Genomic DNA, 20,740 nt, shown 5'->3' on the forward strand with positions numbered 1-20,740 from the left:
CGCATGACGTTGATGACGTGGTCGCCGATCTCGTCGAGCCGCTCCGGCGAGTGCGCGCCGTCGTCGAGCGCCCTGCTGCTCGACCGCGGTCGCCTGGTCCGGCGTCGACGGGGTCGGTTGGGCGTCGAACTCGCGTGCGGCGAGCGCCCGGACGATCCCGGCCCGCCCCTCCGACACCAGCCGGCGCAGGGCGGCCGGCTTCGACTCGTCGGCCAGCCAGTGGTCGGCGGCGTCGACGGTCTGCTGGTCCACCGCCCAGGACGGGAACAGCCCGACGACCACGTTCTGCGCCAGCTCCGAGGTGCGACGTGCCCACACGCCGTCGATCTCGGCGAAGTAGCGCTCCACGTAGCCACCCAGCAGATCCCGCTGGGCCGGGTGCGAGAAGCCGGCGATGATCGACTCGTTGACCGCGTTCGGCAGCGTGTCGTCGTGCACGGCGCGCTGCCACGCCCGCTCCTTCGCCTCGGCGGTCGGCATCAGCGCGCGGGCCCGCTCGGCGTGCCGGGCCCCGGTGGAGGTCGGGTCGCGCTGCTCCTCCTCGGCGATCTCGGTCTCGCCTGCCTTCCCGTGCGCGACGAGCGCGTGCAGCAGCCGCCAGCGCAGGTCGGTGTCGACGGTCAGCCCGTCCGGCACGCGGACGTCGAGCAGCCAGCCCTTCATCGAGTCGAGAGTGTTCTCCGGCAGCACCGACGCGGTGAGCGCGTTGACCACCGCGAGCTGGATGTCCGATCCCCCGGGGCTGGTGTCCAGCCGGAACCGCAGTGCGTCGGTCAGCAGCGGCCAGCCCCGCTCCGCCGCCCACTCCGGGGTGCAGTACGACGCCGTGGCGGTCTGCGCCTGCAGCAGCAGCCGCTGGACGACCCCGATCTCGGACTCGGTGTCGAAGCCACCGGCGACCAGGGTGACGAAGTCGCGGGCCTTCAGCTCGGCCTCGCGGGTCATCTCCCACGCCGAGGACCAGCAGAGGGTGCGCGGCAGCGGATCGGCGATGTCACCGATCCGGTCGACCAGGGTGGCCAGCGAACCCGGGTCCAGGCGCAGCGCGCAGTAGGTGAGGTCGTCGTCGTTGACCAGCACCAGCTTGCCGCGGGGCAGCCCGACCAGCTCGGGGACCGCGGTGCGTTCGCCGGAGACGTCGAGCTCCACCCGGTGGGTGCGGACGAGCTTGCCGGTCTCCGGGTCGTCGTCGTACACGCCGACGGCGAGCCGGTGGGTCCGCAGCTCGCCCGCACCCGGCCGGGCGCCGCCCTGCACCACCTCGAAGCTGGTGAACTTCCCGGCCTCGTCGACCCGGAAGGAGGGCCGCAACAGGTTCAGCCCGGTGGTGCGCAGCCACTGCGCGCCCCAGTCGGACAGGTCCCGCCCCGACGCCTTCTCCAGCGAGCCCAGCAGGTCGTCGAACGTCGCGTTGCCCCAGGCGTGCGCGGCGAAGTAGTCACGCAGCCCGGCCAGGAACGGCTCCAGCCCGACGTAGGCGACGAGCTGCTTGAGCACCGACGCGCCCTTGGCGTAGGTGATGCCGTCGAAGTTCACCTCGACGGCCTGCAGGTCCGGGATGTCCGCGGCGACCGGGTGGGTGGAGGGCAGCTGGTCCTGCCGGTAGGCCCAGGACTTCTCCAGGTTCGCGAACGTCGTCCACGCGTTGGTGTACTCGGTCGCCTCGGCCTGGCAGAGCACGCTCGCCCAGGTCGCGAACGACTCGTTCAACCACAGGTCGTCCCACCAGCGCATGGTCACGAGGTCGCCGAACCACATGTGCGCCATCTCGTGCAGGATGGTCTCGGCGCGCCGCTCGTAGAGCGTGCGGGTCACCCGGGAGCGGAAGACGTAGTCCTCCAGGAAGGTGACGGCGCCCGCGTTCTCCATCGCGCCCGCGTTGAACTCCGGCACGAACAGCTGGTCGTACTTGCCGAACGGGTAGGTCACCCCGAAGTTGCGGTGGTAGAACGCGAAGCCCTGCTTGGTCTCGGTGAAGATCCGCTCGTGGTCCATGTGCGGGGCCAGCGAGGCGCGGCAGTAGATCCCGAGCGGGATCTCGCCGAACTCGTCGCGATAGGTGTCGTGCCAGCTCTCGTAGGGCCCGGCGATCAGCGCGACCAGATAGGTGGAGAGGATCTCGGTCCGGGCGAAGCTGTGCACGGCGGCGGCGCCGGTCGTCTCGACCGTCCCCGGCGCGTTCGAGACGACCTTCCAGTCCTGCGGCGCGGTCACGGTGAGGGTGTAGCGCGCCTTGAGATCGGGCTGGTCGAAGCACGGGAACAGTCGCTTGCAGTCGGCGGTCTCGAACTGCGAGTACAGGTAGACGGCGCCGTCCACCGGGTCGACGAAGCGGTGCAGCCCCTCACCGGTGTTGGTGTAGAGGCCGGTGGCCACGATCGTCAGCTCGTTGTCGGCGGCCAGACCGGGCAGCGCGAGGCCGTCGGACTCGGTCCAGGCGGAGACGTCCAGGGCAGTGCCGTTCAGCACGGCGGAGGTGATGTCCTCGCCCACCCACTCGATCCAGGTGCTCCCACCGGGCTCGGTGGCGGTGAAGCGGACCGTCGTGGTGACCGCGAACGTCCGCTCCGACGGGGCGCCCGCGCCGTCGGTGAGGTCGACCGTGATGTCGTAGGTCGACACCGCGATCTGCGCCGCGCGCTGCTCGGCCTGGGTGCGGGTCAGGTTGGGCGGGGTCATGGAGGTGATCGGGTCCTCTCCGGGATCGGTGTCGCTGGGCATCCAATCACGTGCCCCCGGCGCGCGGCCCGCGGAATCTCCGGCCGGGGCCCGGCGTTGCTCCGATCATGACGACTGCTGCTGACGGACGTGCCCGGATCGACATCTGGTTCGACCCGCTCTGTCCGTGGGCCTGGCTCACCTCCCGCTGGGTGCTCGAGGTCGAGAAGGTCCGTGATGTCGAGGTGCACTGGCACGTGATGAGCCTCGCCGTGCTGAACGAGGGCCGTGAGCTGCCCGAGGAGTACGTGGAGATGATGCGCAAGGCGTGGGGGCCGGTCCGGGTCGCCGTCGCCGCCGCCGAGCAGCACGGTGAGCAGGTGCTCGCCCCGCTCTACACCGCGCTCGGTGAGCGGATCCACAACCAGCAGAACAAGGACTTCGACGACGTGATCGCCGGGGCGCTCAAGGAGCTGGAGCTGCCGGCGTCGCTGGCCGAGGCCGCGCACAGCACGGAGTGGGACGAGAAGCTGCGGATCAGCCACCACGAGGGCATGGACCCGGTCGGGCTGGACGTCGGCACCCCCACCATCCACGTCGACGGCGTCGCCTTCTTCGGGCCGGTCATCTCCCGGGTGCCGAAGGGCGAGGACGCGGGACGGCTGTTCGACGGCGCCCGGCTGCTGGCGGAGAACCCGCACTTCTTCGAGCTGAAGCGGACCCGGACCGAGGACCCGTCGTTCGACTACTGAGCGGCCGGGCGTGTGAGTATCGGGGAATGAGCACTCTGCAGCACTTCATCGACGGCGCCGCCACCGCAGGCACGGCCGGTGAGCGGATCGAGGTGACGGATCCGGCGACCGGTGCGGTCGTCGGGTCCGTCCCGGCGGGCACCGCCCAGGACGTCGACCGCGCGGTCGCCGCCGCCCGTGCCGCGTTCCCCGGTTGGTCCTCGACCCCGGTGGCCGAGCGTGCGGCGGTCGTGCAGCGCATCTCCGAGGGCATCGCGGGCCGGGCCGGCGAGATCGCCGCCTCGATCACCGCCGAGATGGGTTCGCCGATCACCTTCTCGCAGAAGGTGCAGGTCGCGATGCCGGTGGGTTCGTCGGCGGCGTTCGCCGCGCTGGCCGCGGACTTCGCCTGGACCGAGGAGATCGGGAACTCGCTGGTCGTCCGGGAGCCGATCGGGGTGGTCGGCGCGATCACGCCGTGGAACTACCCGCTGCACCAGATCGTCGCGAAGGTCGCCCCGGCGTTGCTGGCGGGCAACACGGTCGTGCTCAAGCCGACCGAGGTGGCGCCGCTGACCGCGCAGATCCTCGCCGAGATCACCGTCGCGGCGGGCCTGCCGGCCGGCGCGTTCAACGTCGTGCACGGCACCGGCCCCGTCGTCGGCGAGGCGATCGCGGCGCACCCGGACGTCGACATGGTCTCGTTCACCGGCTCCACCGCCGCCGGGAAGCGGGTGTCGGTGGTCGCGTCGGACACCGTCAAGCGGGTCGCCCTGGAGCTCGGCGGGAAGTCGGCGAACGTCGTGCTCGACGACGCCGACCTGACGAAGGCGGTCAAGGTCGGGCTGGGGAACGCCTGGATCAACGGCGGTCAGACCTGCACCGCGTGGACCCGGATGCTGGTCCCCGCCGCGCGCCAGGAGGAGATCCTGTCCGAGCTCGTCGCGGCGGCGCAGCGGTACACCGTCGGTGACCCGACGGATCCCTCGACCCGGATCGGGCCGATGTCCTCGGCCGCCCAGCAGGAGCGGGTGCGCTCCTATGTCGAGCGTGGCGTCGCCGACGGCGCCCGGGTCGTGTTCGGCGGGCCGGAACCGGTCGAGGGCCTGGACGGTGCCTACGTGCGCCCGACGATCTTCGCCGACGTCGATCCGGACTCGGTGATCGCGCAGGAGGAGATCTTCGGGCCGGTGCTGTCGGTGATCCCCTACGCCGACGAGGAGGAGGCCGTCGCGATCGCGAACAACACCGTGTACGGCCTGGCGGGGGCGGTCTTCGGGGAGCAGGAGCACGCGCTCGCCGTCGCCCGGAGACTGCGGACCGGGCAGGTCGACGTCAACGGAGGGGCGTTCAACGTGCTGGCGCCGTTCGGCGGGTACAAGCAGTCCGGGAGCGGCCGGGAGCTCGGCCGGTTCGGGCTGGAGGAATTCCTGGAGACGAAGTCCATCCAGCGCTGACCAGGGACGGTCATGATCGCCGTCGTGGTGCGGGAGACCGCGTGATCCGCGGACCTGCGTACCGCGACGGCGATCACCGGGGTGCGATCGCGAACCGCGTGCGCGGATCGGCCGCGGTCACGCGTGCGGGTCGGCAGGGTGCCCGGCCGTGGACACCTGGTGGGAGCGGCACCGGCCGGCGTCGGTGCTCGGAACCGTGTTGCTGGTGGTCGGCGCGCTGACGGGCGCGCAGATGGCGGTGGGGGCGGTGGCCGACCCCGGATCGGGGGAGGATCGGGCCCGGTCGGCGCTGAGCCCGTACTCCGACGGTGCCTTCACCGTCCGGGCGGCGTCGGTCGATCGGAGGGTCGACATCGCGACCGCAGAGGACGGCTCCTACGTGCTGGGGCACACCCCGGCGGGTAGTGACGTGGTGCTCGACCTGGATCTGATCGAGGGAGAGGCGGCCCGGCCCTGGTGGGTCGAACCGGTCAGCGGCCGGACGATCGAGCTCGGCACCCTCGAGAGTGCCGGGGTGGCCCGGTTCCCGGTCCCGGACGGTGGCGGCGCGGCCTGGGTGCTGGTGGTCGACGACGCCGCCGCCGGTTACCCGATGCCCGACGCCGAGGCGATCGCCGAGTTCGTGGCCGATGCGGTGCACGCCGCGACGGGGGCCGACCCCGGCACGGCCGGGGTCGGGTCCGGCGACGCGACGCCGGCGTCGGGGGAGGAGCGGCCTTGGGAGGCCCGGCCGGACCGCCCGGACGGAGACGGTGCGGACAGCGGGAACGGCTCAGGCGGCTCAGGCAGCGGGGGTGGTGCGGGTAGCGAGGACGGCTCAGGCGGCTCAGGTAGCGGGGGCGGCGCGGGGAGTGCCGGCGAGGCCGACCCCGGCAACGCGGCGCACCGCGGTGCCGAGGAGCGCGCGGCACGCGCCGGGGACGCTCCGGCGTCGGGTCGCGACCCGGACGACCGGGAGTTCCGCGCCGGCGGACCCGCCGGGGAGCCGGACGAGCGGCGCGACGACCGGTCGGGCTCCGGCTCCGACCACAGCGGTCCGGGAGCGGGAGCCGCCCCCGAGCCCGGACACCGGGACGGAGCAGGGCACACCGAGTCACCGGAACGTCGCGAACCACCGACATCACCGCAACCACCGGGATCCCAGGAGCCGGCCGAGCCCCAGCGGCAGGACCCGCCCCGCCCCGACGCCACCGCCGAGTCCACCTGGGACCGGCTCGCCCAGTGCGAGTCCTCCGGCGACTGGTCGATCTCGACCGGGAACGGCTACTACGGTGGCCTCCAGTTCGACCGGCCCACCTGGAGCGAGTTCGGCGGCACCGCCTACGCCCCGACCGCCGACGGCGCCACCCGGGAGCAGCAGATCGAGATCGCGACCAAGGTCCGGGACGCCCGCGGTGGTTACGGATCGTGGCCGGCGTGCTCCCGGAAGCTCGGTCTTCCGCGCTGAGGGTGGCACGGTGGCGTGGCCCTCGAACCGTGGAAGCGCTACCGGTCAACGCGTAGGCTGGAAGGTCCTCCGACCGGATGTCCGGGGTGGGTGCCCTGGTGGCCGTCGCCCCGGTCCGATTCCCTACCCTTGGACCCCATGAGCTCGCCCACCCCCGAGGCCCACCGGATCGGGAACCGCTATCGGCTCGACGAGCGGATCGGTGCCGGTGCGATGGGTGCCGTATGGCGTGGAACCGACGAGCTCCTGAACCGGACCGTGGCGGTCAAGGAGCTCCTCGCCGCCGCGCTGCCCTCGGCCGAGCAGCTCGAGGAGTCCCGCCAGCGAATCCTGCGCGAGGGCCGGATCGGTGCCCGGCTCCAGCACGCGCACGTCATCAGCATGTTCGACGTCGTGGTGCACGACGAGCGGCCCTGGCTGGTCATGGAGTACCTTCCGTCCCGCTCGCTGGCCGCGGTACTGGCGGAGAAGGGGCCGATGAGCCCGCGCGAGGCCGCCGCGATCGGCCGCCAGGTCGCCGACGGGTTGGCCGCGGCCCACGCCGCGGGCGTCGTGCACCGGGACATCAAGCCCGGCAACGTCCTGATCGCCGAGGACGGCCGGGCGAAGATCACCGACTTCGGCGTCTCGCGCGCGGTCGACGACGTGCAGCTGACCCGGACCGGGGTGATCGCGGGCACGCCGGCCTTCCTCGCGCCCGAGGTCGCCCGCGGCCAGCAGCCGACCGCCGCGTCGGACGTCTTCGCACTCGGCGCCACGCTCTACGCCTCGGTGGAGGGGGAGCCGCCGTTCGGTCTGGACGACAACGCCTACGCGCTGCTGCACAAGGTCGCGACCGGTGCCATCACCCCGCCCACCCAGGCCGGGCCGCTGACCGCGCTGCTGATGCGGTTGCTGTCCAACGATCCCGCGGACCGGCCCAGTGCCCCGCAGGCCCGGGACGCGCTGGCCCGGATCGCTGCCGGGCAGTCGGTCGCGGGGCTGGCCACGCCGGCGACCGCGACCGCGATGATGGACTCCGGCGACGACGTCGCGGCCGACCGGGCCGGCGGCACCGTCGTCGGTGCCCCCGCCGTCCCGGCACCACAGGTCATCCCCGGCAGGGCCGGCGCCGCCCACGGGCGGCGCACGCGGCTGCCGATCGTGCTGGGCGTGCTGGCGGCGTTGCTCGTCGTCGGCGGCGGGGTCGCGTTCGGGGTGCTGAGCACCCAGCAGTCGCAGCAGCCACCGCCGGTCGCCGCGCCGACCACGCAGGCGCCGCCACCGACCAGCGCGCCGCCGACCTCGTCACCTGCGCCCACGACGACGAGTGCCACGCCGACACCGACGCCCGCACCCACCGGCACCGGCGAGGTGCGCGATCCGGTGTCGTTCGTGCAGAACTACTACCGGATGCTGCCCGACGACATCGACGGCGCGTTCGCGCGGCTCAGCCCGGAGGCGCAGTCCCAGTCGCAGGGGATCGAGAGCTACCGCGCGTTCTACAGCGGGATGCGCACCGTCTACGCGGAGAACCTGCGCAACGCGGGGCCGAACACGGTCACCGCGACGGTGGTGTTCCTGCGCAACGACGGCACCGAGTCCCGGGAGAACTACCGGTTCGTGGTGGGCACCGACGCGCAGGGCCGCGAGGTCCTGCAGTCGTTCAGCCAGGCCTGACGCCGGTCACCTCGATCACCCACCGGACGATCCGGTCGTTCGTCGCGGCCCGGGTGTGCCGGTCGTGCACCTCGTGGCCCTCGTCCGCCATCCGCAGCAGCTCCACCGGCGCTCCGCGGGCCTCGAGCGCGGCGTGCACCGCGAGCGCCTGCCCGAGCGGCACGTTCGTGTCGTGGTCGCCGTGCACCACGAGCAGCGGCGCCCCGATCCGGTCGGCCCGGTGCAGCGGGGACAGCTCCTCCAGCAGGGCGCGGTCGGTGCGCGGGTCGCCGTACTCGGTGCGGGCGGGCCCGGCGATCCACGGCTCGGTCCCGGCGTGGAACGCGACCAGGTCCGCGATGCCGCAGACGTCGACCCCGCCGGCGTAGAGCTCCGGGAAACGAACCATCGCGGCGAGCGTCAGGAACCCGCCGTAGGACCGCCCGGCGACGACGACGCGGTCCGGGGCCACGTCCGGTATCCCGGCGAGCAGCCGCGTCGCCGCGCGCACGTCGGTGATCGACGACGGCCGCAGCGGACCGTCGTCGAGGCGGGCGAACGTCCGGCCGCGGCCGGACGAGCCCCGCACGTTCGGGGTCAGCACGGTCACACCGGCGGCGACCAGCTCGTGCAGCAACGGAGCCCAGCCGGGCCGCTCCTCGGACTCCGGGCCGCCGTGCAGCCACAGCAGTCCGGCTCCGTTCGGTGACGGCGGCCGGTGCAGCCATCCGGTGAGCCGCAGCCCGTCCTCGGCGGGGAACACGACCGGCTCGGGCTGCGGCGTGACCGGCGCGACCGGGGCGCCGCCGAGCAGCGGGGTGGCCGCACCGCCCCGCACCGGCAGCCGGACGACGTGCGGCGGGATTCCCGGGGAGTGCCCGGCGACCAGCAACGACGCGTCGTCGCGGGCGAAGCTCACGTTCGTGACGACGTCGCAGGGCACCAGCACCCGCTGCGGTCGTCCGCCGCGCAGGTCGGCGATCTCGATCTCGCTGCGCCCACCGGTGTTCCACACCAGTGCGGCCCGGGCACCGCCCGGGTCGAGCGCGACCACGTCGAGATCGGCGCCGGGGCGCACGGCGACCGGGCGGGCCGGCGCGATCAGCTCGTCACCCGCCTGACCGAGCGCCACGGCGAGCAGCGCCGAGCGCTCCCGGTCGGCGTCGGTGTGCACCCAGAGCGTGCCGGGCGCCGCACCGAACCGGGCGGTCGCGTTCAGTGCACCACCCGGGCCGCCGATCAGCTGGTCCCGGGACCCGGTGTGCAGGTCCACCAGCTCCAGGCCGCGTTCGCCGCGCCGTCCGGTGCGCAGCACCACCCGCCTGCCGTCCGCCGAGATCGCCTGGACGAGAGCGGCCTGGCCGGTCCCCAGCACCACCGACGAACCGTCCCGCACGTCGACCAGGCAGGCGGTGCCGTCGCCGTAGGTGTCGGAGTCCGGGTCACCGGTGTCGGTGAGCACCGTGATGCCGAGCCACCGGCCGGTCGGGGCCCACGCGCCGAGCACGACCGCGGTCGCGGCCGGGGCGATCTCGACCGGGGGGCCGCCGTCCGGGTCGAGCAGCGCCACCCGGGTCCGGTCACCCCCGGAGGGGGCGATCTGGACGGCGATCCGGCCGCCGTCCGGCGACCAGGCCAGCGCGGTGACGTCCGGGTGCTGCCCGCCGACGCCACCGGTGTCGAGCACGGTCGCGGTGTCGAGGTCGATCGGGCCGCGCGCAGGCAGTGGGGCGACGTGCAACCGCGGGCGACCGGTCAGGTCGGAGATCCACGCCAACCGCGTGCCGTCCGGCGACACCTGGGGAGAGTGGTGCCCGACTGCGGCACCTGGCCGGTCGCACCGATCGGCCGCGGTGGCCGTCGCCGGGGACGACGGCCCTGCGGGGCCCGGGGGTGCGGTGCGCGCCACCTCCACGCTCATCACCTCCGTCTCCGACCGTCACGACGTCCGTGGGCCTCCTGCCGATCGGCGCGCGGCTGCGCGCCGATCATCTCGTCCGGGATCCGGCCACGGCTCCGGACGGCCGGTAGGCGAAGGTACCGCCGCGCCGGGCGCCGCAGACCGGGGGCCGACGGAGATCACCGGACCCGGCGTGGCGCGGCGGCCCCGGGGGCACGGACGTCGTCGTCCGGGGACGGGCGGCGTCCGGGTGTCATGGCCGGTTCGCCGAGGTCGGGTGGATCGTGGTCGTGCACATGACCCACCTCACGTCCGTCCGGCGGCGGCCACAAGACCGCGGAGGTTTCGGGGGTGTAAAGCCTCGGGCCGGGCCCGGAGGTGCTGTGCCGGGTCAGGCCGCCTGCTGGGCGCCCGTGGTCAGCAACGGCTTCACCCGCTCGCCGAACTTCGTGATGCCGTCGACGAAGTCCGGCCACGTCAGCAGGGCTCCGTCGATCCCCGTGGTGGCGGCGATCTCGTCGAACTGGCGGGCGACCGACTCGTAGGACCCCTTGACCACCGGCAGCGACAGGAAGGCCATGTTGCCCTCCTCGGCGGGCCGGGCGAGGCTGGCGAGCAGCTGCGCGGAGGTCCCGTCGGCGTTGGTGTCGAGCGCGGCGCCGCCGAGCATCAGCGAGATCGCCTCGGTGTCGGCGTGGTCGAGGATGTGCTGGCAGAGCCGGTCGGCCTCGGCGTCGGTCTCCTCGGCGATCACGCAGTAGAGGGCGAAGGTGCCCACGTCGCGCCCGACCTGCTGGCCGAGCTGCTTCACCCCGGATGCGATCGAGGCGACCTGCGAGCGCTCGGCCATGATGAAGTTGCGGTCGCCGTGCTCGGCGGTGAACCGCTGTCCCTTCGTCGACTGTCCGGCGCAGACGATCGGGATGTCGTGCAGCGGCTTGGGCCGGACGTCGCAGTCGGTGAGCGTGAAGTACTCGCCGCGGAAGTCGGCGTTGCCCTCGCTCCAGAGCATGCGCAGGACCTGGACGTACTCGGCGGCGTAGGCGTAGCGCTTGTCGAAGTACTCGTCGCCGGGCCAGAGCCCCATCGACTCGTACTCGGGCTTGTTCCAACCGGTGACGATGTTGAGCCCGCACCGCCCCTGGCTGATCTCGTCGATGGTGGCGACCATCCGCGCGGCGAGCACCGGGTGGGTGGCCAGCGTGGTGACGCTGGGGAACAGCTGGAGCCGCTCGGTGTGCGAGGCCAGCGCCGACATCAGGGTGAACGACTCCAGGCAGGCTCCCCAGAAGTCACTGCTGCCGGGGATGCCGTGGTGCTTCATCATCGAGAGCAGGAAGTCGAGGCCCTGCTTCTCGGCCTCGTGGGCGATCGCCAGGTTGTGCGCGAAGCTCGGCCGGTACTGCGGGCTGCCGGTGGAGATGATGTAACCGTTGGTGGCGTTGGGGATGAACACGCCGTACTGCATGGAGGGCCTCCTGGTCACCTGAGACGGGTCAGGACGTCGTCGAGGTCGACGACGTCCGCGTACTTGGCGTCGAGGTCGGTGAGGTTGCGCTCGTGCAGGTCCGGGTCCCGGTCGGCGCAGGCCTGGCGGACCACGAGCGGTCGCAGTCCGTGTTGCAGGCAGTCGGTCGCGGTGGCCCGCACGCACCCGGAGGTGGACACCCCGGTGACCAGGACGCTGTCCGCGCCGAGCGCGGTCAGGGTGGCGGCGAGCGAGGTCCCGGCGAAGGCCGAGGCGTACTGCTTGACCACGACGGTCTCGCCGGGCGCCGGATCGATGCTCAGTGCCCCCCAGCCACCCGGGGCGCCCTCGGCGAACGCGGCCAGCGCGGGCACCTTCCGCACGAAGAGCCCGGCGTCGGCGAGATCGGCGGTGTAACGCACCACCGACCACAGGACCGGAACCCCGGCGGTACGGGCGGCCTGCACCAGGGCCCGGGTGGCAGCCACCGGCGGATCGGGTAGCGCGAACGGCCCGTCCGGCTCGGTGTAGGCCCGGACCAGGTCGACCACCAGGACGGCGGGGCGAGCGCCCCAGCCGACCCGGCCGGAGAAGGCGGCACCGTGAGGTCGATGCGGCCCGGTCACGAGGCGCTCCGGAGCATGACGGCGCGGGCGTTGCGCAGGTGGGCGACCATGACCGCCGCCGCCCAGTCCCCGTCCCGCACGCGCAGGGCGGCGACGAGCTCCTCGTGGTGGGCGAGGCTGCGGTGCAGCGAGTCGTCGTCGTAGCGGTGGAAGTTGCGCAGCACCACCGGCGGGCGGACCGCCCCGGCCAGGGCGGCGGCCAGCGCCGGTGAGTCGGCGGCGGCGACGATCAGGCCGTGGAACCGGCGGTTCAACGCCGCGAGCTCCTCCAGGTCCTGTCCGGGCCCCGGCGGTCCGCTGCGCAGCATCCGGTTGCTGAGCCGGGCGAGCTCGTCGGTCTCCTCCGGGGTGATCCGGTCGGCGGCCAGCGCCGCCAGCCGGGGCTCGGTGGCCTGCCGGACGTCGAACAACCCGGCCAGCTCGGCCGCGGTCCAGGTGCGGACCCGCGCACCGCGGTGCGGGACCAGCTCGATCAGCCCCTCCGCGGCCAGCCTGCCCAGGGCCTCCCGGACGGGGGTCCGGCTCACGTCGAGCCGCGCGGCCAGCTCCGCCTCACCCAGGCGCGAGCCCGCGACGAGCTCCCCCCGCAGGATCAGGTCGCGGAGGGTCTCGAGCGTGCGATCGGACTGGGTCGACTTCATTGTGTGCAATGTAGGGACCGGATGAGCTGGTCGCTAGACGTCAGCCGGACATTGCATGCAAACTGCGTGTTACGGCAGTTTTCGGTACGACTACTCGCTGACCGGCGCGATCCGGACGTCGACGAGCCGCCGGTCGGCGGGTCCGATCTCGTGCACCGGCCCGGTGAGCTCCACCGTGGACCGCAGCACCGGATCGGCGCAGGAGGTGCCGATGAACAGCTCGACCCTCCCCGGTTCGACGACGTGGCGCATCGCCCGGTCGTAGAGCGCCACCCGGTGGGTGGGCACGTCGAAGCGCACCTCGGCGGTGGCGCCCGGCTCCAGCTCCACCCGGGCGTAACCGAGCAGCACGACGACCGGACGGGTGACCGAGGCGACGACGTCGGTGCCGTAGAGCTGCACGACGTCGGCGCCGGCCCGGTCGCCGTCGTTGCGGACCCGGCAGCTGACGGTGAAGGAGCCGTCCGTCGGCACCCGGTCCTCGGGTACCTGCAGGTAGGAGTGGGTGAACGTGGTGTAGCTCAGGCCGAAGCCGAACGGCCGCACCGGTGCGGTGTCGACCGCGGTGACCGGGCTCGCCGCACCGAGCCGCGGATGCAGGTAGCTGTAGGGCTGGGCGCCCGCCGAGCGGGGCAGGCCGATCGGCAGCCGGCCGGACGGGTTCACCCGGCCGGACAGCACCCCGGCGACCGCGCCGGCGCCCTCCTGGCCGGGGAAGAAGGCCTGCACCACCGCGGCGCACCGCTCGAGCTCGCGGTCCAGCACGTAGGGCCGCCCGACGAGCAGCACCAGCACCACCGGCGTCCCGGTGCCGAGCACCTCCTCGACGAAGCGGCGCTGCACGCCGGGCAGCTCCAGGGTGTCGGTGTCGCAACCCTCGCCGGAGGTGCCGCGGCCGAACAGCCCGGCCCGGTCACCGAGCACGACGACGGCGACGTCGGCCTCCCGCGCGGCCGCCACCGCATCGGCGAACCCGGAGGTGTCGTCGGTGTCGACGTCGCAGCCCCGGGCGTGTTCGATCGGCGCGCCGGGCAGCTCGGTGCGCAGCGCGTCCAGCACGGTCGGCACGTCCAGCCCCAGTTCGACGCCCGGATGGTGCGGCAGCACGTGGTTGGCGAAGCTGTAGCAGCCCATCAGGGCGGCCGGGTCGTCGGCGTTCGGGCCGAGCACCGCGATCCGGCCGGGGGCCGCGGCGAGCGGGAGCACGCCGTCGTTGCCGAGCAGGATCACCGACTCCTCGGCGAGCCGGGCGGCCAGCGCCCGGTGCGCGGGAGGATCGAGATCGACCTCACCGGTGGGCAGCGTGTCGACGTAACCGGGATCGAGCAGGCCGAGCCGCTGCTTCTGCTCCAGCACCCGGTGCACCGCGCGGTCGACGACCGCCTCCGGCACCTCCCCGGACCGGACCCGCTCGGCGAGCGGGGACAGGTAACCGGTGCCGGTGGGCAGTTCGACGTCGATCCCCGCGGTGAGCGCCTGCGCGGCGGCCGACCCGATGCCGTCCGCCACACCGTGCAGGGTGTGCAGGAACGCCACCGAGAAGTAGTCGGCGACCACCGTCCCGGTGAAGCCCCACCGCTCCCGCAGCAGGCCGGTGAGCAGACGCTCGTCGGCGGCGACCGGCACACCGTCGATCTCGGCGTAGGAGTTCATCACCGACCCGGCTCCGGCGTCGAGCAGTGCCGTCTCGAACGGCGGCAGCAGCACCTCGGCGAGCTCCCGTGGTCCGGCGTGCACCGGCGCCAGGTTGCGGCCGGCCCGGGAGTTCGAGTATCCGGCGAAGTGCTTGAGCGTGGCGACGACACCCGCCGACTGCAGGCCGCGCACGTAGGCGCCGCCGACCGTGCCGACCAGGTACGGGTCCTCGCCGATGCACTCCTCCACCCGGCCCCACCGGACGTCGCGGACGACGTCGAGCACCGGGGCCAGCCCCTGGTGGACGCCGAGGCGGGCCAGTGTCTGACCGATCGCGGCGGCCGTCTCGCCGACCAGCTCCGGGTCGAACGACGCCCCCCACGACGGCGGGGCGGGAAACGTCGTCGCCCCCCACGCGGCCAGCCCGGTCAGGCACTCCTCGTGCACCAGGGCCGGGATGCCGAGCCGGGTCGACGACGCGAGCCACCGCTGGCGCCCGGCCAGATGGGCGAGTCCGTCGGCGGACTTCACCGGTGCCGTCCCGAACACCCGGGTGAGCTGCCCGAGACCGTGCCGGGCGTACTGCTCGAACGCGGTGTGTTCGCCCTGCATGCTGTCCTGCATCGGCGCGACAGCCGTGTCGTCCGTGTCGCCCTCGTCGGCGGCGTGGTCCCTGCCCTCCCACAGACCGACGAGCTGGGCCAGCTTCTCCTCCAGCGTCATCCGTGCGATGAGGTCGGCGACCCGGGCGCCGTCCGGTGCGGTCCGGCCCGGAGGCAGATCGGTGCTCATGGGGTCCTTTCGGATCGGTGCGGCCGGGTCAGCGACCGGCGCCTGCGGTCAGTCCGGCCAGCAGCTGGCGGCGGCCGAGCAGGTAGACGACGAGCAGCGGGAGCAGCGACAGCAGCACCGCCGCGGTGATCAGCGGGACGTTGGTGCCGTACTGGCCCTGGTAGTCCCACAGGCCCAGGGTGAGCACCCGGACCGACGCGTCCTGGGTCAGGACGAGCGGGAACAGGAACCCGTTCCACGCCTGCAGCGCGGTGAAGATGCCGATCGTGGCGAGACCCGGCCGGGCCAGCGGCAGCACCAGCGAGACCAGGGTGCGGGCCGGGCCGGCGCCGTCCAGCACGGCCGCCTCGAACAGCTCGTTCGGAATGTCGCGCAGGCTGGAGGTCAGCACCACCACCGCGAGCGGCAGGGCGAACGCCGCGGTCGGCAGGATGATCGCCAGCAGGGTGTCGTAGAGCCGCAGCTGGGTGACCATCAGGTAGAGCGGGACGATCACCGCCTGGGCCGGCACGGCCAGGCCGAGCAGCATGATCGAGAACGCCCGGGCCACCGAGCGGCTGCGGCTGCGCACGATCGCGTAGGCCGCGGGCAGGGCCAGCAGCAGCACGATCGCGACGCAGGCCGCCGCGACGATCACGTTGTTCAGGAAGTAGAGCGGGAAGTTCGAGGTGAGGACGTCAAAATAGTTCTCGGTGGTCAGGCCGGTCGGGAGCGCGAGCGGCCCGTCGGCCAGGTAGTCCGACGACGAGCGCAGGCTGGTGACGAACAGGAAGTACAGCGGCACGGCGACGAGTACGAACCACGCGCCTGCGCCGAGCCCGCCCAGCCAGTTGAACCCGCGCCGCAGTCGTCCGCGACGCGCCGGCGGGGCGGGGACCCCGGCGGGGCGGCCCGGCCCGGTGGGGACCGTCGGAGTGATGGTGGACCCGGTGGATCCGGTGGACCCGGTGGACCCGGTGGACCCGGTGGACACTGTGGTCACATCCCCTCCCGCTGGCTGGCCATCTTCCGGTAGCCGGTGACCCGTGCGATGAACAGCGACAGCGCCGTCCCGATCACCAGGAGCACCACGGCCAGCGCGCTCGCGTAACCCATGTCGAAGCTCCGGAACCCTTCGAGGTACATGTGCAGCGGCAGGATCCGGGTGGACGTGCCGGGCCCGCCGCCGGTGAGGATCAGGACCACCTCGAAGGTGGTCATCGACCCGACGACGATCAGCACCCCGGAGGTGATGATCGTGTCCCGCAGCTGCGGGACGGTGATCGACCGGAAGGTGCGCCAGCGGCCGGCCCCGTCGATCCGGGCCGCCTCGTAGAGCTGCACCGGGATCGCCCGGGCCGCGGCCTGGTAGAGCAGCGTGTGGAACGGCATGTACTGCCAGCCGATCACCAGGATCACCGCGGCGAAGGCGTAGCGGCTGTCGCCGATGACGTTCCCGTCGTCGATCCCGACCAGCGGGCCGAGCACCGAGGCGAGCCCGAAGTTCGGGTCGAGCAGGGTGCCCCACAGCACGGCGATGGCGGCGCTGGACATCAGCAGCGGGACGAAGAAGATCGCGGCGAGCAGCGCGCGGGACCGGCCGCGCCGGGCCAGCCAGACCCCGAGCGGCAGCGCCACCGCGGTCTGCAGCACCCAGGACGCGACCGTCAGCACGAACGACAGCCGCAGCGTCTCGACGAACAGCGGATCGGATCCGAGCCGGGTCCAGTTCTCCAGGCCCACCCACCGCGGTGGGTTCAGGCCGTCGTAGGCGGTGAAGCTGAGGTACACCACCACGACCATGGGCAGCAGCGCGAACAGCCCGAAGAAGGTCAGGGCGGGGGCGACCCAGACGAATCCGGGCCGCCCCACCCGAACCGCGGTGGCGGTGCTCACCGGCTCGCCGAGTCCATCGCGTCGGCGAACTGCTCGGGGGTGAACTCCTTGGTGAACACCTTCGACAGGTTGGTCAGCATGGTCTGCGCCTCGGCGGCGGGCAGCGCCTGGTCCCAGGACTGCACGAAGGTCGGCGCGGCCTTGGTCTGCTCGTAGGTGTAGGTGTTGAAGTCGGCGAACGGGCCGGTGGAGGCCACCTGGTCCTCGATGCCGGTGAGGCCGGGGACCTGGCCGTTCTCCAGCATGCCCTGCACGTACTCGGGGCTGGTCAGCTCGGTCATCAGGAAGTCGGTGGCGGCCTCGACGTTCGCGGAGTTCGCGCTGACCGAGTAGTAGTTCGACGGGTTGCCGATCACGTTGCGCGGGTCGCCCGCGCCGCCCTCGATCGCCGGGAACGGTGCCCAGCCCAGCTTGCCCTGTTCCAGGAAGTCCGGGAAGTTGTCGTTCAGGCTGGTGACCTGCCAGGAGCCCATCAGCTCCATCCCGGCCCGGCCGCTGGTCAGCAGCGCCTGGGAGGCCTGGTTGTCGTAGTCGACGGCGGTGAAGTTCGTGCCGAACGCCTCGCGGTCGACCAGGTCCTGCACCATCCGCATCGACTCGATGACGGCCGGGTCGCGCCAGGCGCCGGGTTCGCCGTCGGCGATGGCCTGGAACTTCTCCGGGCCACCGATCCGGTCCAGGAAGTACTCGGGATACATCATCGAGGTCCAGGTCTGCGCGCCGGCGAGTGCGATCGGCTGGATGCCCGCGGCCTTGAGCCGGTCCACGGCCTCCAGGAATCCGGTCCAGGTGGTCGGGAACTCCGCGATGCCCGCCTCGGCGAACGCGTCGGTGTTGTAGAAGAACGACAGCGGCTGGACGCCCTGCATCGGGATGCCGGTGACCTTGCCGTCGATGGTGCCGGTCTCCAGGACCTGCGGGATGAAGCTCTCCTTGATCTCGGGGTTCGCGTCGAGAGCCCCGGTGAGGTCGGCGACCTGGCCGGCGTCGACGTAGCCCTTCAGGTTCCCGCCGCCCCAGTTGTAGAAGATGTCCGGACCGTTCGGCGAGCCGAGCGCGGTCTGCAGCGCGGACTTGTAGGGGTCGTTCAGGTAGGTGGTCAGCTCGATCTGCGGGCCACCCGCGGCGTTGAAGCGGTCCACCGCGGCCTGCTGGACGGTGTTGATGCCCTCGTTCTGCAGCGTCCAGAGCCGGAGCTCTTCACCTCCTCCGGCTTCCTGCGGGCCTGCGGTGCCGCAGGCCGCGGTGACGGCCAGTCCGGTGGCAAGTGCGGCAGCGACGAGGGCTCTGCGTACGCGTGACGAGGTCGACATGGGCTCTCCTTCGAGCGGGCCGATCGAAAGTTTCCGAGACTTGCGAAGGCGCTGGCGAAAAGCTAGGCCCATCACAACCTGCCGTCAAGGAGCAAAAGTGCCGCGTTTCAGCCGAGACTTCGGCTGAAAGTTTCGATACCTTCGCGCTGTGAACTCCCGCAGTCGTGTGACGATCGCCGACATCGCCGAGCAGGCGGGCGTGTCGGTGCCGACCGTCTCCAAGGTCCTCAACGGCCGGGCCGACGTCGCCGTCGCCACCCGGGAACGGGTGCAGCAGGTGGTCGCCGAGAGTGGTTACCGCAGGCGAGGTGCCTCGGCGCCCCGGCGCCGCACCGGGCTGGTCGACGTGGTCCTCGACCGGCTCGACTCGTTCTGGGCGATGGAGGTTCTGCGCGGCGCCGAGACCGAGGCGCGGCGCACCGATCGCCAGATCGTGCTCAACACCTCGGAGAACGACGAGCCGGGCTCGCGGGCCTGGCTCGACCGGCTCGCCGGCCGCGGCACCGACGGCGTGGTCGTGGTCGTCGGCGACCAGGACCCGGACACCGCGGCCACCCTGGTGGCGCTGGACGTCCCGGTGGTGCTGCTGGACCCGGTCGGCGGGACCGACCCGTCGTTCGCGACGGTCGGCGCGACCAACTGGGCCGGCGGGTTGAGCGCCGTGGAGCACCTGCTCTCGCTGGGGCACCACAGGATCGGGGTCGTCTCCGGGCCGCCCCGGCTCTCCAGCAGCCAGCAGCGGGTCGACGGCTACCGCGCGGCGTTGCGCCGGGCCGAGATCGCGGTGGACGAGGACCTGATCCGCTACGGCGACTTCCTGGTCGGCGGCGGACGCCGCGGCGCGGTCGACCTGCTCGATCTCACCGACCCGCCGACCGCGATCTTCGCCGGGTCCGACATGCAGGCGGTCGGGGTCTACCAGGAGGCGGCGCGGCGCGGCCTGCGGATCCCCGACGACCTGAGCGTCACCGGGTTCGACGACATCGCGCTCTGCGAGTACCTGCGGCCGACGCTGACCACGGTCCGTCAGCCGCTGGCCAGGATGGCGGCGGAGGCGGTCCGGCTGGTCGTCGAGGAGCCGCGCACCGACGCCGACGGGACCGCCCCGCGCCTGGAGCTCGCCACCGACCTGGTCGTCCGGGCGAGCACGGCGCCACCGCGGGCCTGACCGGCGCGGTGGGTCCGACCGGTTCGACCGGTTCGACCGGCCCGACCGGCGTGGTCGCGGCGGGCCGCTCAACCGGTGAGCCACCGGCCCGGGTCCGCGACCAGCGCGGCGACCGCGGCGGCCCCGGCACCACGCATCACCGCGTCCGGGCCGAACCCGGAGCGTCGCAACCGGTCCGCGGTGATCCCGTGCCGGGCGAGCTCACCCGCGACCGCGGCGACGAACACGTCGTCGGCGGTGGTGAACCGTCCGGCCAGGACGACCTGGAACGGGTCCAGCGGGGCGGCGAACCCGGCCAGCGCGCGGCCCAGTGCCCGCCCGGCCCGGCGGACCTCCGGCCCGCCCGGCCCGCCCGCTCGGCCCGGCTCGCCCGCTCCGCTCGGCTCGCCCGCTCCGCCCGCTCCGCTCGGCCTGCTCGGCCTGCTCGGTCCGCCCGGCCCGCCCGGCGCGCCCAGCCCGGTCGGTCCGCCCGGCCCGCCCGGCCCGCCCGGCCCGCCGGGCCAGGCGGGGTGTGCGGGCTCCGGGCCGGTCCCCACGCGGGTCGGGTGGGCCTCGACGGTCACGCAGCCCCGCCTGCCGCAGTGGCAGTGGCCCCGGCCGCCCGGGACCGGGAGGTGGCCGAACCGGGTGGCCGTGTCACCGTCGTCGGTCCGGCCGTCGCGGACCAGGACCACACCGGTCTCCGACCGCCCGCCGACGAACACCGTCACCCCCGGTGTCCGTGGTTCCGCCCCGGCGGCCAGCGGCACCCCGCACCGCACCGACAACCCGATCCCGCCGACGCCGAGGGCCTCCGCCTCGGCCGCGAGCAGCGCCGTGGTCGGGGCGTCCGGTTCGGCCGGCAACCCGGCCACGATCCCGGCCGCCGGCCGGTCGCCGGCCGCCGCGGCGAGCAGCAGCTCGCCCAGCACCGGGCCGGCGGCGGCCGCGATCTCGGCCGGGCCCGCGCCGCCGAGGTCGGCCCGCCGCCACCGGCGGGCCCCGGCACGCCCGGACAGGTCCACCAGGCAGCCGCCGACCCCGTCGGTCTCGATCTGCAGTCCGATCCCGACCGGCCCGGCCGGATCGGGGACCAGGCGCTGGCCCGGGCGCCCGGTACCGGTCTCCGCCCCGGCCCCGATGTCGCGCACCAGGCCGCCCTCGACCAGGTCGGCGGTCAGGCCGGACACCGTCGAGCGGGTCAGCCCGATCCGCGCGGCGACCGCCGCGCGGGTGATCGGCGCGTTCCGCACGATCGTGCCCAGCACCAGTCCCAGGTGATGTCTGCGCAGGTCCCCCGAGGCGATCCGGCCGCTCGCGACGATGACGACCTCCCCGGCGAGTTCGTATGGTCGATGAACAAATGCTAGTGGCGGAGGCCACGGCGCGGCTAGACATCTCCCGCCGGCACC

Annotated in this window: 15 protein-coding genes; 5 read left to right on the plus strand and 10 right to left on the minus strand. The window is 73.3% G+C overall.

What is annotated here, in order from left to right; translation table 11 throughout:
• Positions 1 to 2,679 (minus strand): aminopeptidase N (pepN, locus tag AB0J24_RS06615; RefSeq protein ID WP_358677353.1); only part of this gene is annotated, 2,679 nt, incomplete at its 3' end.
• A 107-nt stretch (positions 2,680 to 2,786) separates the two neighbouring features.
• Here pepN and AB0J24_RS06620 point away from each other — a divergent pair.
• The 4 genes from AB0J24_RS06620 (at position 2,787) to AB0J24_RS06635 (ending at position 7,952) form a co-directional block, all read left to right on the plus strand.
• Positions 2,787 to 3,410 carry a DsbA family protein gene (locus tag AB0J24_RS06620; protein WP_358676482.1) on the plus strand — a complete coding sequence of 208 codons (624 nt, stop codon included), beginning with the start codon at positions 2,787 to 2,789 and terminating at the stop codon, positions 3,408 to 3,410.
• Positions 3,411 to 3,436: 26 nt separating this feature from the next.
• Entirely contained in the window at positions 3,437 to 4,846 is a 1,410-nt protein-coding gene (locus AB0J24_RS06625) for an aldehyde dehydrogenase family protein (RefSeq protein ID WP_358676485.1), read from the plus strand.
• Positions 4,847 to 4,994: 148 nt separating this feature from the next.
• On the plus strand, positions 4,995 to 6,293 hold the full coding sequence (locus AB0J24_RS06630; protein WP_358676488.1) for a transglycosylase family protein: 1,299 nt from the start codon (positions 4,995 to 4,997) through the stop codon (positions 6,291 to 6,293).
• 138 nt (positions 6,294 to 6,431) lie between these two features.
• Positions 6,432 to 7,952, plus strand: a complete 1,521-nt coding sequence (locus AB0J24_RS06635) for a serine/threonine-protein kinase (protein ID WP_358676490.1) — start codon at positions 6,432 to 6,434, stop codon at positions 7,950 to 7,952.
• On the opposite strand, the gene AB0J24_RS06640 is transcribed toward AB0J24_RS06635, so the two are convergent.
• The 8 genes from AB0J24_RS06640 to AB0J24_RS06675 all read right to left on the minus strand — a co-directional run bounded on the left by AB0J24_RS06640 (position 7,939) and on the right by AB0J24_RS06675 (position 18,181).
• Positions 7,939 to 9,729, minus strand: coding sequence for a prolyl oligopeptidase family serine peptidase (locus tag AB0J24_RS06640; protein ID WP_358676493.1), 1,791 nt, complete (start codon positions 9,727 to 9,729; stop codon positions 7,939 to 7,941). The two genes, AB0J24_RS06635 and AB0J24_RS06640, sit on opposite strands and share 14 nt — an antisense overlap.
• 493 nt (positions 9,730 to 10,222) lie before the next feature.
• Positions 10,223 to 11,299, minus strand: coding sequence for an LLM class flavin-dependent oxidoreductase (locus tag AB0J24_RS06645; protein ID WP_358676496.1), 1,077 nt, complete (start codon positions 11,297 to 11,299; stop codon positions 10,223 to 10,225).
• 14 nt (positions 11,300 to 11,313) lie between these two features.
• Complete coding sequence (locus AB0J24_RS06650; protein WP_358676499.1) at positions 11,314 to 11,925, minus strand: isochorismatase family protein; 612 nt, start codon at positions 11,923 to 11,925, stop codon at positions 11,314 to 11,316.
• Positions 11,922 to 12,566 carry a GntR family transcriptional regulator gene (locus AB0J24_RS06655; protein ID WP_358676502.1) on the minus strand — a complete coding sequence of 215 codons (645 nt, stop codon included), beginning with the start codon at positions 12,564 to 12,566 and terminating at the stop codon, positions 11,922 to 11,924. Before AB0J24_RS06655 ends, AB0J24_RS06650 begins: the two co-directional genes overlap by 4 nt.
• 90 nt (positions 12,567 to 12,656) lie before the next feature.
• Complete coding sequence (locus tag AB0J24_RS06660; RefSeq protein WP_358676505.1) at positions 12,657 to 14,993, minus strand: glycoside hydrolase family 3 N-terminal domain-containing protein; 2,337 nt, start codon at positions 14,991 to 14,993, stop codon at positions 12,657 to 12,659.
• Between the two features lie 28 nt (positions 14,994 to 15,021).
• A complete protein-coding gene (locus AB0J24_RS06665; protein ID WP_358676508.1) occupies positions 15,022 to 15,975 on the minus strand; it encodes a carbohydrate ABC transporter permease in 954 nt (317 codons plus the stop codon).
• On the minus strand, positions 15,972 to 16,868 hold the full coding sequence (locus AB0J24_RS06670) for a sugar ABC transporter permease (RefSeq protein ID WP_358676510.1): 897 nt from the start codon (positions 16,866 to 16,868) through the stop codon (positions 15,972 to 15,974). The genes AB0J24_RS06665 and AB0J24_RS06670 overlap by 4 nt, the downstream gene beginning before the upstream one ends.
• Positions 16,865 to 18,181 (minus strand): extracellular solute-binding protein, encoded by a 1,317-nt coding sequence (locus AB0J24_RS06675; protein ID WP_358676513.1) that lies wholly within the window; start codon positions 18,179 to 18,181, stop codon positions 16,865 to 16,867. Before AB0J24_RS06675 ends, AB0J24_RS06670 begins: the two co-directional genes overlap by 4 nt.
• A 148-nt stretch (positions 18,182 to 18,329) precedes the next feature.
• On the opposite strand from AB0J24_RS06675, the gene AB0J24_RS06680 reads away from it, so the two are divergent.
• Entirely contained in the window at positions 18,330 to 19,349 is a 1,020-nt protein-coding gene (locus tag AB0J24_RS06680; protein WP_358676516.1) for a substrate-binding domain-containing protein, read from the plus strand.
• 68 nt (positions 19,350 to 19,417) lie between these two features.
• Here the strand turns inward: AB0J24_RS06680 and AB0J24_RS06685 are convergent, their stop codons facing one another.
• Positions 19,418 to 20,596: a helix-turn-helix domain-containing protein gene (locus AB0J24_RS06685; protein WP_358676519.1), complete on the minus strand. Its 1,179-nt coding sequence runs from the start codon at positions 20,594 to 20,596 to the stop codon at positions 19,418 to 19,420.
• Positions 20,597 to 20,740 lie beyond the last annotated feature (144 nt).

This window comes from Pseudonocardia sp. NPDC049635, assembly GCF_040659795.1.
In the GTDB taxonomy this organism is placed as follows: domain Bacteria; phylum Actinomycetota; class Actinomycetes; order Mycobacteriales; family Pseudonocardiaceae; genus Pseudonocardia.